Below are 17,721 nucleotides of genomic sequence, written 5' to 3'. Positions count from 1 at the left end.
AAAATGAAATTAAATAAACATATTATAGCAATTTTGCTGTCTACGGCAAGTTTAGTTTCTTGTAATAAGGACTTGCTCGATCGCTCAGAAACAACTAAAGTGAACGATGCTGAGTTTTGGAGAAATCAGACTGATGTTAGGTTGTATGCAAATGATTTTTACACAAACTTTTTTGTAGGATATAATTCTGGATTCGGTGTTGCATTTGCTCCGCTGAGAGGGTATAACTGGGCGGATGATTTTACATCTGAGGGAGCACAGGCGAGCTTTGAATCGACAGTTCCTACTACACGTGGTCCTTCTGCAACAGCCATAGCTTTGCCTATTACCGATATGCTAACACAATATTCAGGACCTTCCTGGAATTTTTATTGGGTGCGGAAAGCTAATGTAATGTTAAACAGGTTGGAAAATAAAGCAAAGCCTAATTTATCACAAGAGGAGTATAATCATTGGACAGCTGTTGCGAAATTTTTCAGAGCTTTTGAATACTCACGTTTAGTAGGTGTGTTTGGAGATGTTCCTTATTTTGATACCGAGGTTGATCCAAAAGATTTTGATACGATGTACAAAGCACGAACACCAAGAACAGAGGTGATGGATAAAGTATACGATGACTGTAAGTTTGTTCTTGAAAATATGCGCATTGACGATGGTAAAGGCTATGTGGGGCGCTACACAGCCGCTGCTCTGATTTCAAATTGGATGCTATTTGAAGGTACCTGGGAGCATTATCATAATGTCGATAAAACAAGAGCAAAAAAGTTTTTGGAATTAGCGGTTGAAGCTTCTCAATATGTAATGAATTCAGGTAAATATACCTTTGGAAGTGATTTTAAAAGTTTATTTGCATCCGAAGATCTAACCGGAAATCCTGAGGTTATTTTCTTTAGAGCTTATAATGATGCTGTAAAAGTTACACATGCAATAGGTTCGTACAGTAATGGATATGAGGGGCAGGATAAAGCATCAAATCTGAGCTTACTGAAATCTTTTATCTGTAATGATGGTAAGGTGTGGCAAAACTCAACAGTGGCTAAAGCTAGTGATTTTTCATTAAAGGCATTGGCAGCATCTAGAGATCCAAGATTTGAAGCGACTTTCATGGATACGGTCAATACTGCTGCTGTAACTCTTGCTTATGTTCATAAATTTTCGAGTAGGGATGCGTTGACTTATATCGGTAAAACTTATCCTGCGAAATGGACTAGTAATACCAATACGAATGATGCTCCTGTAGCGCGCTTGGCAGAAGTGGTGCTGAATTGGATTGAAGCTAAGCAAGTGTTGGCTGAGAATTATGGTGGTGCTGCTGTGAGTCAGAATGACTTGGATAAATCAATCAATGCAATAAGAAATCGACCATTAGATTCAGATGCGGTGAGAAAAGGTGTTAAGAAAACAGCGCCATTATTATTGTCTGCGATTCCAAATGATCCTTCTAAAGATGGTGCTGTGTCTCCTTTGATGTGGGAGATTCGCCGTGAACGCCGTATGGAGTTTGTGTACGAGGGAGCACGTCTAAATGATATTAGACGTTGGAAAAAATTGGATTATATGAATTTTAACAAACCAGATTATGCAGCTGGTCCTTGGATCAATGCTTTGAAAGATTTACCTAAAAATACCTCGGGCACTAATTTGGCCGATTCATATAAAAATAAGCTGAAAGTTATGAAGGCAGATGGTACTATTATAATGTTTACAGGTGCAAATGCTGCTGATATGGTCGGTTATTATGTAGTTGCAAACTTTGAAAATCGCGTAGCTTTCAAAGAGAGATCATATATGTCACCTGTTGGACTTAATCAAGTGCAACAATACGTAGACAGAGGATATACATTAACACAAACAGCAGGCTGGTAGTCTTTGACTACTGGGTTATTAGAGCCACTTAATTTAGGTGGCTCTTTTTATTTGGTCCCATTGACCATTTTATAAAAGTGTTTGTTTGCGTTATTATTTTATATTATTGCACAAACATGCATGTTTGTGCATTTTTTTAAGTATATTTACGTTAATAACTGATTCCTATCATGATAAAAAGAACCTATACGATTATTTGCATAATGATTTTTGCCTTCAATTTCTTGCATGGGCAAACTTTCAAATTTGCCCATGTAACAGATACGCATGTTGGCGGTGCAACTGGAGAAGAAGATTTACGTCGAACCGTAAAAGATCTCAATACATTAAAAGATATTGATTTTGTTATTTTATCGGGTGATATTACAGAATTTGGTGCAGATCATGAATTGAAATTGGCCAAGCAGATACTGGATAGTTTGTCATTGCCATGGTATGTAATACCTGGAAATCATGATGGTAACTGGTCTGAAAATGGGGCCAATACTTTTCGTAGTGTGTTTGGAGGTGAAACCTTCTTCTTTAAACATAAAGGATTTATGTTTTTGGGTACAAACTCTGGTCCTAACATGCGGATGAGTCCTGGTCAGATTCCGAGGGAAAACCTAGTGTGGATGGATTCTGTGTTTAGTGCTCATCCTGATCGTAATACTCCTCTCATATATATCAATCACTATCCGCAGGATTCTTCTTTAAATAATTGGTTTGAAGCGTTGGATCGTGTGAAATCTAGAAATGTACAATTGGCTTTTTGCGGACATGGTCATATAAATAAAGTGTACGACTGGGAGGGTATACCTGGTATCATGGGGAGGTCAAATTTGCGCGCGAAGAATGAATATGGCGGTTATAATATTGTGACGATTGACCAGGGTAAGGCTACTTATCAAGAACGTACAGTTGATGGAACTTCCTTGGATCCTTGGGCAGTGATCGCGCTAGAAAATCATCATTTTGAACTAGATAAAAAGAAATATCCGAGACCAAATTACGCTGTTAATGAAAAATTCGCCTCTAAAGTTGCTGTGAATTGGGTTTTTCAAGATGAGAGTGATATCGGTTCTGGAATGGCACTTTATAAGGATTTGATCATTACAGCAAATACTTCAGGAGATGTTTTTGCTTTGGATAATAATACGGGGCAGAAAAAATGGTCATTTAAAACTGGTGGCAAAGTTTATTCAACACCAGCTGCATGGAAGGGTGTTGTCGTTGTCGGTTCTTCAGATCATTATATCTATGGGTTGGATGCAGAAAGTGGACTGTTAAAATGGAAAATTAAAACAGGAAAAGCTGTTTTGGGATCACCTTTGATTCAGAGTGGCACGGCATACATCGGCGGTTCGGATGGAGTTTTTAGAGCATTGGATGTACTGACTGGAAAGGAAAAGTGGAATTTTAAGGATGTAAAGGGGTATGTTTCTACGCTCCCAACTTATTATCAAAATCTAATTATTTTTGGTTCTTGGGGTAATGGTTTTTATGCCTTAAATGCGCAGTCAGGTAAATTAGAGTGGGAGTGGAATAATGGTCATGCTAATCGGATGTTTTCAGCTGCTGCTTGTTATCCCGTTGCGGTGAATAATGCCATTTATGTGGTAGCTCCAGATCGATTTATGACAGCTTTAAATGCGAAAAATGGAAAGGTTATCTGGAGAGAGAAGAAGGATACGATACGAGTTAGAGAGTCAATGGGTTTATCAACTGATCATAAATATGTATATGTGAAAACAATGGATGGTGATTTACTTGGTATTTCCACCAAAGCTGATAAAATGGAAGTCTCATGGAAATCAGATTTGAAACTTCCTTATGAACTAACCCCGTCAGCGATCAGCGCTAACAATAAAATTGTTTTTGTACCAAGTCATTCAGGTTTGCTGTCAGCTGTTAATGCCTCATCAGGAGCTGTATTGTGGCAATATAAAATATCAAATGGTATGGTCAATCCGCCGTTGATTATGGGTAATAAAGGGTTAGTTTGCAGTACAATGGACGGTAAAATTGTTAAACTAAAATTTTAACTTTATAAAAGTTCTAAATTATGAAATTAACTACGCAAAACTTATTACATTTACAGCGAGTTTTTATGCTTGTTTTTGCATGTTTTGTTTTTAACTTTGCGAAAGCGCAAGAACAGGCATGGATAAGAGTGAACCAATTAGGGTATACACCTGCAGGAATTAAAGTTGCGGTATTTGGAGCAAAGGAAAAGGCTGATTATACTCGGTTTGAACTGATTGATGCGAAAACACAGAAAAGTGTATTTTCGAAGATAATCGGTAAAGATTTTGGAACTTATGGACCATTTGTGCAAAGCTTTAGGTTTGATTTTTCAGCATATCGCGATACGGGTTCTTATTATTTAAGAGTTGGAAAAGTGAAATCACCAGTTTTTAAAATTGGAAAGGATGTCTATAAAGGAGCTGCCGATTTTGCACTTCGTTATATGCGGCAACAAAGAACACTTTTTAACCCGTATCTAAAAGATAGCTGTCATACACACGACGGTTTTGTATTGCATGCTAATAAGGTAGGTATTGCAGATAGCTCACGTATTGATGCAGGAGGAGGCTGGCATGATGCTTCCGATTATTTGCAATATTCAACGACTTCGGCAAATGCTACTTATCATTTGTTAGCTGCTTATAGAGATTTTCCAAAAGTATTTGGTGATCAAAAGCAGGCAAATGGATTGGATGGTCAGAATGGTCGCGCTGATGTGCTGGACGAAGCAAAATGGGGATTGGATTGGTTGCTAAAGATGCATCCTGCTCCAAACTTAATGTTTAACCAGATTGCAGATGACCGTGATCATACAAATATGAGAATGCCTGGTGAAGATCCTTTTTATGGAAGAGGTTTTGAAAGACCGGTGTATTTTATAAATGGCGAACCGCAGCAACGTGGTAAGTTTATGAATAATACAACAGGTACAAGTTCAACGGCAGCCAAGTTTTCGAGCGCTTTCCATCTGGGTAGTTCTTTGTTTCGAAATGATGATATTAAATATGCTAAAACTTTGGCTAAAAAAGCCAAAACAGCATATAACTTTGCATTAATAAAACCTGGGGTAACACAAACAGTATCAGTGAAGTCTCCTTATATTTATGCCGAGGATAATTGGGTTGATGATATGGAGCTGGCCGGAGCAATGTTTTATGGGGCAACAAATAAGAAGCGGTTTTTAAATGAATCGATAGCTTATGCGCGACAGGAAAAAATTACGCCATGGATGGAAACAGATACCGCAGCACATTACCAATGGTATCCATTTATTAATTTAGGGCATTATGAACTGGGAAAACAGTTAAAAGGCAATGATCGCGAGGAGATTGTCTCATATTATAAGTCTGGAATAGCGTCGGTCTTTGAACGAGCAAAAACAAATGCCTTTTATAGGGGTGTTCCTTTTATTTGGTGCAGTAATAATTTAACTGTATCGTTCGCTATTCAATGTTTATGGTATAAAGAATTGACACAGGATACACAATACGATGAATTGGCACAAGCAAATATAGATTGGATCTTTGGTACAAATCCTTGGGGCACAAGCATGGTTTATGGTTTGCCTTCTTGGGGAGATACACCTGTTAATCCGCATTCTGCTTTTACTCATTTAAAGAATTTTCCAATTGATGGTGGGTTGGTTGATGGTCCCATAATGACTTCGACATATCGTAATCTGATCGGAATTAAATTGCTGAATGAGGATCCGTATGCTGCATTTCAAAGTGATCTTGTTGTTTATCATGACGATTATGGTGACTACAGTACAAATGAACCTACAATGGATGGTACTGCTTCATTGATCTATTTGTTAGCTTCTCAAGAACAAAAGGCATTAGAGGAGCCTCCAATAAAAAAGTAGTTAAAGATTCTTTTGGAGCTATCGTGAGAGGAGATAGCTTGCAAAAGCAACTAGCGCTGGTTTTTACAGGACATGATTTAGCTGATGGTGGATTGACGGTGCTAAAAATATTGAAAGAAAAGGATGTAAAGGGTTCTTTCTTTCTAACAGGAGACTTTTTGAGAACATCGAAATTTCGTTCTGTTGTAAAGGAGATTAAAAGGAATAAACATTATCTTTCTGCTCACTCTGATAAACATTTATTGTTTAGTGATTGGGACAATAGACAAGGTTTATTAGTAACAAAGGATTCATTTATCCAAGATTTGGAGATGAATTTCAGGGAATTAGAAAAATTAGGTTTTCGAACCGATAACAAATATTTTATTCCTTCGTATGAATGGTACAATCAGGAGATTGTCGCGTGGAGTGAGGAAATGGGATATGTGCCCATTAATTATACTCCTGGATTACGAACTGCCGCCGATTATAGTTATCCTGAAATGGGTAAACGATATTTATCTTCTGATGATATTGAAAAGGGGCTATGGGAACAAAATAAAAAGCTAAACGGATTAAATGGATTTATCATACTCATACATATGGGCACAGACTCACGTCGAAAAGATAAATTTTATCACCGCTTAGGTAAAATGATAGATAAGTTAAAGAAAGAGGAATATCAATTTGTCGATATTCGTGTGTTATTACAATAGAATAAAGGATAATATAGAAGATAGGATGATAAATACAACCGAAAAAGAATCGCATTACCAGGATTTAGAAAAAATGACTGTTTTGGAGTTGTTGACGAATATTAATAACGAAGATAAGACCGTTCCGATGGCTGTTGAAAAAGCTATTCCGCAGATAGAGGCGTTGGTTAATGAGTGTGTAGCTAAGATGAAAAATGGAGGACGTGTTTTTTATATCGGTGCTGGTACAAGTGGACGATTAGGTGTTTTGGATGCATCAGAATGTCCTCCAACTTATGGTGTTCCATTTGATTGGATTATCGGAATGATTGCAGGAGGAGATACGGCTATCCGAAAAGCAGTTGAATTTGCTGAAGATGATACAGAACAGGCCTGGAAGGACTTGACTGAATATAGTATTAATAAAACGGATGTTGTTATCGGTATTGCCGCATCAGGAACGACTCCTTATGTAGTTGGAGGTTTACAGGCCGCCAATGCCGCGGGATTAGCAACAGGCTGTATCGTTTGCAATAGTGGTTCACCTATAGCAAAAGAGGCGCAATTGCCTGTGGAAGTAGTGGTTGGGCCTGAGTTCGTGACAGGTTCTACACGTATGAAAGCAGGGACTGCTCAAAAATTAGTACTGAATATGCTAAGTACCTCCATTATGATCCAATTGGGACGTGTGCAGGGAAATAAAATGGTTGATATGCAATTATCTAATCATAAATTAATGGCTCGCGGGGTTCGTATTATTATGGATGAAACGAATGCAACGGAAGCTGAAGCAACAGAATTATTGGAAAAATTTGGTCATGTGCGCCAGGCAATAGAGGCATATCAAGAAACACACTAAACACTAAATCACCTATTATAAAACAAACTTATGTCACCAATAATTTTATTATCATTTTTGGTGGTCTACTTTGCTGTTTTACTTGCCGTAGCGCATTTTACTTCAAAGGGATCATCAGACAACTCCACTTTTTTTGTGGCTAATCGCAATTCGAAATGGTATATGGTTGCCTTTGGAATGATTGGTACTGCATTGTCAGGAGTGACTTTTATTTCAGTACCGGGAGCAGTTGGTGCTTCAGAATTTAGCTACTTTCAGTTTGTGCTCGGAAATGCCGTTGGTTTTATTATCATCGCGTATGTCTTGTTACCGCTCTATTATAGGATGAACCTAACGTCTATTTACACCTATTTAGAAGAACGCTTTGGTCATACAACTTATAAAACAGGAGCAGCTATCTTTTTAATTTCAAGAACGATCGGTTCTGCCTTTCGTCTTTATTTGGTTGCTATTGTATTGCAACATTTTATTTTTGACGCTTGGAATATTCCTTTTGTAGTTACAGTTGTAATCTGTCTGTTGTTAATTTGGCTTTATACAAATAAAGGCGGGTTGAAGACAATAATTGTAACGGATACGCTGCAAACAACATTTTTGATAACAGCGGTTATTCTTTCCATCTACTTTATGGCTAAAGGACTAAATTTTGGAATTGTTGATACTTTCGAAGCAGTTAAAGAAAGTAGCTATTCTAAAATATTCTTTTGGGATGATTTTGTTGGTAGCAAAGCTAATTTTTGGAAACAATTTCTAGGGGGGATTTTTGTAACCATTGCCATGACAGGATTAGACCAGGATCTGATGCAGAAGAACCTCTCCATGGGAACAATCAAAGAGGCTCAAAAGAATATGATTACTTTTACCAGTGTATTTGTGGTGATCAATATTTTCTTTTTAGCAGTTGGAGCACTGCTCTATATTTATGCAGAGAAAAATGGAATTGATATCAGTCAGCTCGCTACTCGTGATTATTTATATCCTGAAATTGCTTTAAATCATTTGGCTATTCTTCCGGCAATAATTTTTATGATGGGATTGACGGCAGCTACATTTGCAACTACTGACTCAGCATTAACTGCTTTGACCACTTCGTATTGTATTGATTTCCTAAATTTTAATAAAAAAGAGAATCCAAATGATCCAGTATTGGTTAAGCAACGTAATTATGTACATTTTGGCTTTTCTATTGTTATGTTATTGGTGATTTTAGTATTCAAATTAATTAATGATGATTCGGTCGTAAACGCAATCTTTACAGCTGCAAGTTACACATATGGCCCATTGTTGGGACTGTTTGTTGTAGGTATTGCTACAAAATACGCAGTTAAAGACAAACTAGTGCCTTTCATTTGTGTGCTATCACCAGCTATTTTGTATATTTTGAAAACTTATGTAATAGAAGTTTATACGCCGTATGTAATCGGTTTAGACTTGATCATTATCAATGGTTTTATAACATTCGTACTGTTGATTTTAACTTCTCCGGGTAAAGCCTCCGATAGAGCGCTTTCACATAATTAAAAAAAGTTAAGTGATTTGTACGTGCAAAAAAATTAAGTTAAGTTTGATTAAATTAGTTTTTTTGCACGTATGTATCAATTGATAGAAGAAACCGCTGGATTTATCCGCAAGAAAATAGGCGATTTTCAGCCTGAATTTGGAATAATACTAGGTACTGGATTAGGTAAGTTGGTCGATGAGATCGACGTCCAGTATTCATTGATGTATTCCAATATCCCCAACTTTCCCATTTCTACAGTTGAATTTCATTCCGGTAAATTGATATTCGGTATGCTGAATGGTCGTAGGGTTGTAGCAATGCAGGGTAGACTTCATTATTATGAAGGCTACAATATGAAAGAAATTACATTTCCAATCCGTATCATGAAAGTCTTGGGCATTCAGAAGCTCTTTGTTTCAAATGCCTCAGGATCTTTAAACCCTAATATTCTTAAAGGTGATTTGGGTATTATTTCCGATCACATTAATTTGTTGCCAGATAATCCGCTACGTGGTTCAAACTTAGCCGCATTCGGTCCACGTTTTCCTGATATGAGTCAACCTTATAACCGTGAAATGGTAAAGCAAGGTTTAGACATTGCTGTCCACAAAGAAATTAGGGCACATGAGGTTGTATATGTAGCTGCCCCAGGACCAAATTTGGAAACTAAAGCCGAGTATCGTTACATGAGATTGATTGGCGGTGATATTGTGGGGATGAGTACTGTGCCTGAAGTTATTGTCGCTAATCATATGGATATACCTGTTTTTGCGATCTCTGTGATTACTGATGAGGGTTTTCATGATAATCTGCAACCTGTTTCTTTGCAGGACATCATAGATATAGCTGCAAAAGCTGAACCAAAGATGACGTTAATTTTGAAAGAATTAATAGCTTTGCAATAGTTTTTAAACAATACTAGTTCAAATATTAATGAAGGTGACCCTGCGCTTATTAGCGATTTTTTGTTGTATTCTTGGTTTTGTAAATCAAGTTCAAGCACAAAGTAATGATGAATGGAGTAGTGCTTTAGATTCTGCTCGGGCAAAAGAAGATGCGAAACAGGATTCTGTTATTTTGTCTGCTAAATATATTCGATATACAACATTGGATATGATGAAAAAAGGAACCTACACCGTTCAAATAGATACATCACATCGTAATTTTCAGTATTACAATAAACAGAATTTACCATGGAATCCCAGTATCAATTTAGGTTCCTATGGTTTAGCAACGCGTGACCTATTATTTCAACCTAGTAAAACGATAGGTTTTCAAAGTGGATTTCACAGTTTGGAGCGTACCTTGTACAGACCGGATTCTATTCAATATTTTAGGGCACGTGCCAGATTTTCGGAACTTTATGCTGTAGGATTTTTCTTTGATGATCAAGTATTTCGTGCAAGACTTGCACAAAATATAAATCCAAGACTTAATATAGGTGGAGAATTTCATGCAACAAGAGCAGATGGATATTATACCAATCAGAAGTATTCCGATATCAAATCGGCTTTATTTGCTTGGTACGAGTCCGAAAATCACCGCTATAATTTGTTGACAAATTTAGTGTTTAATAAACTTGATGCTTCAGAGAATGGTTCGATTTTGTCAGATAATATATTCAAAGATAAGGAAAAACAATCATCCGATCGTTACCCCGTAAGATTACAGGGGCAAGGAGACAATAGACCTCGAAATGAATGGCGTGATAATTCATTTTTCATTCGTCAATCGATGTTTCTTGGTCATCTTGATACCGTTGATGCAGGTAAGCCTACAATGCAGATTTACCCTACAAATAGCGTTGCACATAACAGTTCTGTACGGATTCAGAAATATAATTTTTTTAAAAATGAAACCGATGCTAATGGTGCTTTCCCATATGGTTCTTCCAGATTAACGCAGGATACAACGGAAATTACTTCTATTTCAAATGAATTTGAATATAGCTTTTACTTGAGGGGGAAATCTATTTTTAAAAATGAAGCGAAATTAAATGTTGCTTTTCAACATGATATGTATTGGTATTCAGATAGTGGTATCAATAACAGATTTTATCAAAATGGTATGCTAAAAGGGGAGCTGGGGTATAAGTTCTCAGATCGAGTAAATCTGACAGGTAAAGTCAATCAGATAGTGATGGGTCATAATTTTGGTGATTATCTTTATGAAGCAAAAGCCGACTTTTTATTAAGTTCGAATGTCGGTAAAATTACGCTTTCGGCTTATTCGCAGAATAAATCACCTGAAATGGTCTTTAATCGAATGAATTATACCTACCATCAATGGGAGCGAGATCTTAATAAAACAAAAACACAAAATCTAGCTTTTCAGTATAGCAATCCAAAAATTGGGTTCAATGGAAAGGTTGAATACTTTTTAATGGATAACTATCTTTACTTTAAAGAGATTGATAATCCGAAAAATGATCCACGCCTGGCTAAATTAATTGAACCGGCGCAATTGGGATCTGTTAATCTATTAAAGGTTTCAGTAGGACAAAAGTTCAAGTTTAGTAAATTTACCTTGGATAACTTAATTGTATATCAAAAAACAGATCAGCAGGAAACACTTGCAACTCCTGAAATATATACCTGGCATAGTTTGTATTACAGCAATGTGCTTTATAAAGTGGTTGATTTCAACATTGGAGTTGATGCACGTTTCAACACTCCGTTTACAACACCATCTTATTCAATTAATGCAAGTCAGTTTTATAATGATAATGCAGGGATTAAATTTTCGACTTATCCTATATTTGATGCGTGGGCTACAGCAAACATACAACGCGTGACACTTTTTATCAGTTGTAATTTTGTAAACCAATATTTGGGCATGCCAAAAGGCTATTATACTGTTCGTCGTTATCCGATGAATGATGCGAATATAAGATTTGGTGTTTCTTGGAAATTCTATGACTAAAAATATTGAAAATTATATGCGTGGCTTCTAGTGGATTGCGTTTTTAAGCGTAAAAAACTTTTGAAATAATTTTGAGAGTCGAAATTTTGCAGTACATTTGCATACGCAATTAGGGAAAGGTATTATATAGCGAGAACTAAAGCGAAAAATTAGCTCAGCTAATTTATTGAAAGTCTGAAAAAAAATGGAGAATTAGCTCAGCTGGTTCAGAGCATCTGCCTTACAAGCAGAGGGTCACTGGTTCGAACCCAGTATTCTCCACGCAAACAGAAGTGTTTCAAAAAACTTAACGGAGAATTAGCTCAGCTGGTTCAGAGCATCTGCCTTACAAGCAGAGGGTCACTGGTTCGAACCCAGTATTCTCCACGCAAACAGAAGTGTTTCAAAATACTTAACGGAGAATTAGCTCAGCTGGTTCAGAGCATCTGCCTTACAAGCAGAGGGTCACTGGTTCGAACCCAGTATTCTCCACATCAAAGCATCGATTTATCGATGCTTTTTTTATTTACTCCTATTTTTATGTATTTCCTATATATTTTATCGAAGCTAAATTGATCTAGCTGATTGCTTTCGCAATTGAAATTTACCTCATAGTAGTGTTGTCATTTTAAAGATGTTCAAACACGATGAGTTTTCATATAAACATTTATATATTTGATTGTATTATATAAACTTATTAGAAATGAATTTAAAATCTATTTCGGTAATAGCTTTTGTGTTCTTATCACACGTAACAATTTTTGCACAGGTGAAAAAGTATGATTGGAAAGAAGCAAACGAGGGTGGGTATACGTATCGTTACGTAACCAATGATCCTACAAATTCGCGTTTTTATACATTAAAAAACGGTCTTACAGTTATTTTGAGCCCTTCTAAAAAGGTACCTCGTATTCAGGCCTATATTGCAACGAAAGCAGGGAGTAAAACTGATCCTTCAGATCACACAGGCTTAGCGCATTATTTAGAGCACATGCTTTTTAAAGGGACTGATAAGTTTGGATCAAAAGATTGGGCAAAGGAAAAACCATTACTGGATCAGATCGATGGTTTATATGAACAGTATAACTCCACTAAGGATGAAGCCAAGCGTAAAGAAATTTATAAGCAGATCGATCAGGTTTCTGGCGAGGCAGCAAAATATGCTATTGCCAATGAATACGATAAATTGATGAGTGAGATGGGGGCTGAGGGAACAAATGCCTTCACTTCTTTTGAACAGACTGTCTATACTGAGGATATTCCCAATAATGTAATCGATAAGTTCCTGGCTGTACAAGCAGAACGTTTTCGTAATCCTATATTAAGATTGTTTCATACAGAATTAGAGGCTGTTTATGAAGAGAAGAATAGAGGTTTGGATAATGATGGACGTAAATCAGTAGAGGCCATGTTTGAAGCTATGTTTCCAAATAATAATTATGGAAAACAGACAACTATCGGTACCGTTGAACATTTGAAGAACCCTTCTTTGAAAGCGATTCGTGAATATTTTAATACGTATTATGTCCCTAATAATATGGGGGTAATTATGTCTGGTGACTTTGACCCAAATGAAGTAGTAAAGAAAATCGATCAGGCATTCAGTTATATGAAACCGAAAGAAATTCCAGCATATACTTTTGATGCTGAAAAAGACATCAAACAACCAATTGTAAGAGAGGTTAAAGGGCCAGAATCGGAATTTCTATTTTTAGGTTTCCGTTTCCCCGGTGCATCTACAAAAGATGCTCAAATGTTGAATTTGCTTGGAAACATGCTTACAAATGGTTCAGCAGGATTAATTGATTTAGATTTAGTGAAATCTCAAAAGTTATTGGGAGCAGGGGCTTTTCCATATGTATTGAAAGATTATTCGATGTTGATCATGCAGGCTAATCCAAGTCAAGGTCAATCTTTAGATGATGTGAAATCTTTGATTTTAGGAGAATTGGATAAGTTGCGTAAAGGTGATTTTTCTGATGACCTAATTACTTCCATTGTTAATAATGAAAAGAAATCAGAAATTTCACGAAATGAAAGCTATAGTAATCGTGCTGAGGAGTTAATGGATGCCTTTACTTCTGGGGTTGATTGGTCGACAGAATTGAGTTATTCAGATAACTTAACTAAAATCACGAAGAAAGATATAATGGATTTTGCTACAAAATATCTGAATGATAATAATTATGTAGTGGTCTATAAACGTAAGGGCATTGATGATAGCATTGTAAAAGTAGAGAAACCTCCTATTACGCCTGTAGTTGTAAATCGTGAAGATCAATCATTATTTCTAAAGACTATTGCTGCAATGCCTGAAAGCAAAATTGCACCTGTCTGGTTAGATTACACTAAAGATGTACAAAAGGCTACCTTAAAAGGTCTTGATGTGATCGCGGTGCAAAATAAAGATAACGCATTATTTAGTTTAACTTATCGTTACGAGATGGGAAAATGGAATAATAAGTTATTAAGTATTGCCGCAGATTATTTAGAATTCTTAGGTACTAAAGAAAAAACCAGTGAAGATTTCAGCAAAGCATTTTATAAGTTGGCCTCAGACTTTTCAGTGTCATCAGGTAATGAAGAAACACGTATTAATATTTCAGGATTAAATGAAAATTTTGAACAAACAGTTGCGCTGATTCAAGATTTATTAAAAAATAGTGTTGGTGATCAAGAAGCATTGGAAGCTTATATCGGTCGTTTGAAAAAATCAAGAACAAATGCTAAAGAAAATAAGAACTTGATCATGGAAGGATTGAGATCATATGCAAAATATGGAGCTAAAAATCCTTTTAATAATGTTTTGACAGATCAAGAGCTGGATGCGATCAAAGCATCGGACTTAGTTACTATTTTACACGAGCTGGCAAATACAAAACATCAAATTTTATATTACGGGCCTAAGACTACTAGTCAATTGGTTGCTACTCTTAAACCTTTAAATTCGAATACCAATTTTGCTACAGTTCAGAAAGCAAATACTTTTGAAGAATTGCCTACCCCTAAAAATCAAGTGTTGTTTACTAATTTTGATATGAAGCAGGCGGAAGTATTCTGGTTTAGAAATTCTGAAGTGTATAATTCAAAATATAGTCCTACTGTCGCATTATTTAATATGTATTTTGGTGGAGGTATGGGAAGTATCGTATTTCAAACGATTCGAGAATCTAAAGCTTTAGCTTATTCTACTTATGCTAATTTTGCTTCTCCTGTTAAAAAGGAAAATCATTATTCGGTAGGCGCATATGTCGGTACACAGGCCGATAAATTTAATGAAGCTGTTGTCGGTATGAATGAACTATTAAATGATTTACCTGATGCTCCAAAAGCTTTGGATATCGCTAAAGTTAGTTTAGTAAAATCATTGGCTAGTGACCGCATTACGAACGCAAATATTTTATCAAATTATCTAAGTGCACAGCGTTTGGGACTTACGGCAGATATTCGTAAAGATATCTATGAGCAAGCGCCAAAATTAAGTTTTACAGATCTGAAAACTTTTCATAATAAAGAAATGAGTCGTAAACCTTATGTTTATTGTATTGTTGCAAAAGATGAAAATATAAAAATGGAGGATCTGCAAAAACTTGGAGAAGTTAAGAAATTAACATTGCAAGAGTTATTCGGGTATTAAACTATTGTAAAAAAGAAGAGCAGGATTTCCTGCTCTTCTTTTTTACAATAGTTTAATTTTGATGTTACGAAAAGAAACTTCATCAGTATGGTTTTGTAAGGCAATTTTTCCTTTTTGGAATTTACCGAAATCTGGATAGTTCTTCATATTGGTACCAGCGACAAGATCTTTCCATTCCTGGGTGTTGGTTTCGTTTTCGAATGTTAACTTCCCATTTAACCAAAAGCTTACTTTTCCCTTGTTCTGTACAATTCTAGATTGATTCCATTCGTTGTAGGGATTAGGTTTTGAATTGGATCCTATGCCCTTTATTGCGTATAACGATCCAGCCCAATGTGTTGAATCTGTTTGATGCCGCGGTTCCGCATTGGCATTATCTAAAAGTTGCATTTCAAGTCCTGTAACAAATGTAGCGTCATATTTTGGATCCTCTTGAACATCTATAAATACGCCGCTATTGCCACCTTTGGCAACTTTCCAATCAAATTTTAAGTCAAAGTCTTGAAAAGTTTCATTCGAAACTAAATCTCCAAATACACCAGTTTTAACAGTGGGGTCGCAAAGTATAGCATCATCTTTTACCACCCATTTAGAGGGTTGATTCCCTTGGTTGTAAATATGCCAATTGTTAATATCTTTTCCGTTAAAGAGAAGTTGCCAACCCTCTTCTTTTTCGATTGCACTTAGCGTATTATGTTCTGTAGTTTGTTTGCAAGACCATAGAAAGCCAATGGATAATAGGAGGTATGTAATTTTTAATTTCATATGATTTAGTTTTGGGCAAAATACAAATATTTGCGCTTTTATTGAATTAAAGCACAAGAGCCAATGCTTGTAAGCATTGGCTCTTGTGTTTTGTAAATTTTAAAAATGAATAAGTTCATCTATTTGTTCATGAATGGCATTCCTTGTTTCAATATGCACAAATGTATTTTCTTCGCTTATTTCATTTTGAATATGAGGTAAAAAAATTTTTAATGGTAAAACATGCATACGTAAGTAATTACATATTCCGGTTAGATGATCTATCCCTCTTAAATTACCATAGCGTCCCGATGAAATACCAACAAGAGCCGCTTTTTTATGGCAGAAGCTAATTGGGAAAGTACAGGCGTCAATGAAGACCTTGAGTACGCCAGGTATACTGCCATTATACTCTGGTGTGATAAAAATAAATTTATCGGCTTCAGATACCAGCTGTTGTATTTTTTTAAACTGGTCACTTCGTTGACCATATAAATCTGAGACGATAATATCTGCAGGAAGTTCTGTTAAAGGTAGTATTTGACAGCTTTCACCGCTTTTTTGTATGTAATCTTGATAGTATTGTGCAACTTTTAGCGTCTTACTTTTGGGGCGATTCGTTCCCGAAATTATTAAAATCATTGTCTAGTTGTAACTTATAAAAACCCAAGGAACAAAGTGGATGTATATCCTGATTTTTTGTATCTTAGCATCTTGAGGATCTATTCCTTTAGATACTTTCAAAAGTAAGAAATATGCATGATTTAAGTGTTTTTTTGCAGGGAAGAATTTATGAATGAACAGAATAATCCTTTTTTGTGACTTTAGGGGAACAAAATGACATTTTATAAAGAAAGAATTTCATTCGAAATGGGTAAAATTATATCAATTGCAAATCAAAAGGGTGGTGTTGGTAAGACAACAACATCAATCAATCTGGCAGCTAGTTTAGCTGTTTTAGAATATAAAACCTTATTGGTTGACGCTGATCCACAAGCAAACTCTACTTCTGGAATTGGATTTGATCCAAGAACCATTAAAGAAAGTATATATGAGTGTCTGGTAAATGATCTAGATCCACGTGATGCTATTCAAGCTACTGAAACTCCTAACTTGGACTTACTACCAGCTCATATTGATCTGGTAGGTGCTGAGATCGAAATGATTAATATGCACGAGCGCGAATATAAGATGAAAAAAATCTTAGATCAAGTAAAGGATGATTACGACTTTATCATTATTGACTGCTCTCCATCATTAGGTTTGATTACGATCAATGCTTTATCAGCTTCAAACTCAGTCGTAATTCCCGTTCAATGTGAATATTTTGCATTAGAAGGGTTAGGCAAGTTGCTGAATACAATTAAAATTGTTCAGACACGTTTAAATACTAGTTTGGAAATAGAAGGTATTTTATTGACCATGTACGATGTGCGATTACGTTTGTCTAATCAAGTTGTAGAGGAAGTTAAGACACATTTTACTGATTTGGTATTTGAAACGATTATCCAGCGAAATACACGATTAAGTGAGGCGCCAAGTTTTGGTATTTCTGTGATTATGCACGATGCATCCTGTAAAGGTGCAATTAACTATTTAAATTTGGCCAGAGAAATTTTACATAAGAACGGACATCTAAAAGAATTAGATTCAACAGTTACAATATAA

12 protein-coding genes and 3 tRNA genes are annotated in these 17,721 nt (G+C 35.9%); 13 read left to right on the top strand and 2 right to left on the bottom strand.

Features of this window, described 5'->3' with window-relative positions:
• Positions 1-3: 3 nt before the first annotated feature.
• From FHR29_RS23355 to FHR29_RS23305, 12 genes are all read left to right on the top strand, one after another.
• Positions 4-1,866 carry a RagB/SusD family nutrient uptake outer membrane protein gene (locus FHR29_RS23355; protein WP_183917516.1) on the top strand — a complete coding sequence of 621 codons (1,863 nt, stop codon included), beginning with the start codon at positions 4-6 and terminating at the stop codon, positions 1,864-1,866.
• A gap of 170 nt (positions 1,867-2,036) precedes the next feature.
• The gene (locus FHR29_RS23350) at positions 2,037-3,890 is read left to right on the top strand and encodes a PQQ-binding-like beta-propeller repeat protein (protein ID WP_183917514.1); all 1,854 of its coding nucleotides are present in this window, start codon (positions 2,037-2,039) and stop codon (positions 3,888-3,890) included.
• A 20-nt stretch (positions 3,891-3,910) separates the two neighbouring features.
• On the top strand, positions 3,911-5,737 hold the full coding sequence (locus FHR29_RS23345) for a glycoside hydrolase family 9 protein (protein WP_260292738.1): 1,827 nt from the start codon (positions 3,911-3,913) through the stop codon (positions 5,735-5,737).
• Between the two features lie 38 nt (positions 5,738-5,775).
• Positions 5,776-6,432, top strand: coding sequence for a polysaccharide deacetylase family protein (locus FHR29_RS26700; RefSeq protein WP_260292736.1), 657 nt, complete (start codon positions 5,776-5,778; stop codon positions 6,430-6,432).
• A gap of 25 nt (positions 6,433-6,457) precedes the next feature.
• Positions 6,458-7,270 carry an N-acetylmuramic acid 6-phosphate etherase gene (murQ, locus tag FHR29_RS23340; protein ID WP_183917511.1) on the top strand — a complete coding sequence of 271 codons (813 nt, stop codon included), beginning with the start codon at positions 6,458-6,460 and terminating at the stop codon, positions 7,268-7,270.
• 30 nt (positions 7,271-7,300) lie between these two features.
• The gene (locus FHR29_RS23335; RefSeq protein WP_183917509.1) at positions 7,301-8,791 is read left to right on the top strand and encodes a sodium:solute symporter; all 1,491 of its coding nucleotides are present in this window, start codon (positions 7,301-7,303) and stop codon (positions 8,789-8,791) included.
• A gap of 69 nt (positions 8,792-8,860) precedes the next feature.
• Positions 8,861-9,676 (top strand): purine-nucleoside phosphorylase, encoded by an 816-nt coding sequence (locus FHR29_RS23330; RefSeq protein WP_183917507.1) that lies wholly within the window; start codon positions 8,861-8,863, stop codon positions 9,674-9,676.
• A 28-nt stretch (positions 9,677-9,704) separates the two neighbouring features.
• Positions 9,705-11,693, top strand: coding sequence for a putative porin (locus tag FHR29_RS23325; protein WP_132840951.1), 1,989 nt, complete (start codon positions 9,705-9,707; stop codon positions 11,691-11,693).
• Positions 11,694-11,879: 186 nt separating this feature from the next.
• Positions 11,880-11,954 (top strand) — tRNA-Val (locus FHR29_RS23320).
• A 30-nt stretch (positions 11,955-11,984) separates the two neighbouring features.
• Positions 11,985-12,059 (top strand) — tRNA-Val (locus FHR29_RS23315).
• A 30-nt stretch (positions 12,060-12,089) separates the two neighbouring features.
• Positions 12,090-12,164: transfer RNA gene (locus FHR29_RS23310), tRNA-Val, on the top strand.
• Between the two features lie 211 nt (positions 12,165-12,375).
• Positions 12,376-15,309, top strand: coding sequence for a pitrilysin family protein (locus FHR29_RS23305; protein ID WP_183917505.1), 2,934 nt, complete (start codon positions 12,376-12,378; stop codon positions 15,307-15,309).
• A 42-nt stretch (positions 15,310-15,351) separates the two neighbouring features.
• On the opposite strand, the gene FHR29_RS23300 is transcribed toward FHR29_RS23305, so the two are convergent.
• Entirely contained in the window at positions 15,352-16,074 is a 723-nt protein-coding gene (locus FHR29_RS23300) for a DUF1080 domain-containing protein (protein WP_183917503.1), read from the bottom strand.
• 99 nt (positions 16,075-16,173) lie between these two features.
• Positions 16,174-16,695: an NADPH-dependent FMN reductase gene (locus FHR29_RS23295; RefSeq protein ID WP_021188019.1), complete on the bottom strand. Its 522-nt coding sequence runs from the start codon at positions 16,693-16,695 to the stop codon at positions 16,174-16,176.
• A gap of 228 nt (positions 16,696-16,923) precedes the next feature.
• Between FHR29_RS23295 and FHR29_RS23290 the strand changes: the two genes are divergently transcribed.
• Positions 16,924-17,721, top strand: a complete 798-nt coding sequence (locus tag FHR29_RS23290) for a ParA family protein (protein ID WP_132769363.1) — start codon at positions 16,924-16,926, stop codon at positions 17,719-17,721.

This window comes from Sphingobacterium sp. JUb56 (assembly GCF_014191365.1).
Classification (GTDB): domain Bacteria; phylum Bacteroidota; class Bacteroidia; order Sphingobacteriales; family Sphingobacteriaceae; genus Sphingobacterium; species Sphingobacterium anhuiense.
This window is presented reverse-complemented; position numbering and strand designations above follow the sequence as displayed.

Bases quoted from the DNA above. Each gene is read 5' to 3' on its own strand.
- FHR29_RS23355 (WP_183917516.1), top strand. From the start codon at position 4: ATGAAATTAAATAAACATATTATAGCAATTTTGCTGTCTACGGCAAGT.
- FHR29_RS23350 (WP_183917514.1), top strand. From the start codon at position 2,037: ATGATAAAAAGAACCTATACGATTATTTGCATAATGATTTTTGCCTTC.
- FHR29_RS23345 (WP_260292738.1), top strand. From the start codon at position 3,911: ATGAAATTAACTACGCAAAACTTATTACATTTACAGCGAGTTTTTATG.
- murQ (WP_183917511.1), top strand. From the start codon at position 6,458: ATGATAAATACAACCGAAAAAGAATCGCATTACCAGGATTTAGAAAAA.
- FHR29_RS23335 (WP_183917509.1), top strand. From the start codon at position 7,301: ATGTCACCAATAATTTTATTATCATTTTTGGTGGTCTACTTTGCTGTT.
- FHR29_RS23330 (WP_183917507.1), top strand. From the start codon at position 8,861: ATGTATCAATTGATAGAAGAAACCGCTGGATTTATCCGCAAGAAAATA.
- FHR29_RS23325 (WP_132840951.1), top strand. From the start codon at position 9,705: ATGAAGGTGACCCTGCGCTTATTAGCGATTTTTTGTTGTATTCTTGGT.
- FHR29_RS23305 (WP_183917505.1), top strand. From the start codon at position 12,376: ATGAATTTAAAATCTATTTCGGTAATAGCTTTTGTGTTCTTATCACAC.
- FHR29_RS23300 (WP_183917503.1), bottom strand. From the start codon at position 16,074: ATGAAATTAAAAATTACATACCTCCTATTATCCATTGGCTTTCTATGG.
- FHR29_RS23295 (WP_021188019.1), bottom strand. From the start codon at position 16,695: ATGATTTTAATAATTTCGGGAACGAATCGCCCCAAAAGTAAGACGCTA.
- FHR29_RS23290 (WP_132769363.1), top strand. From the start codon at position 16,924: ATGGGTAAAATTATATCAATTGCAAATCAAAAGGGTGGTGTTGGTAAG.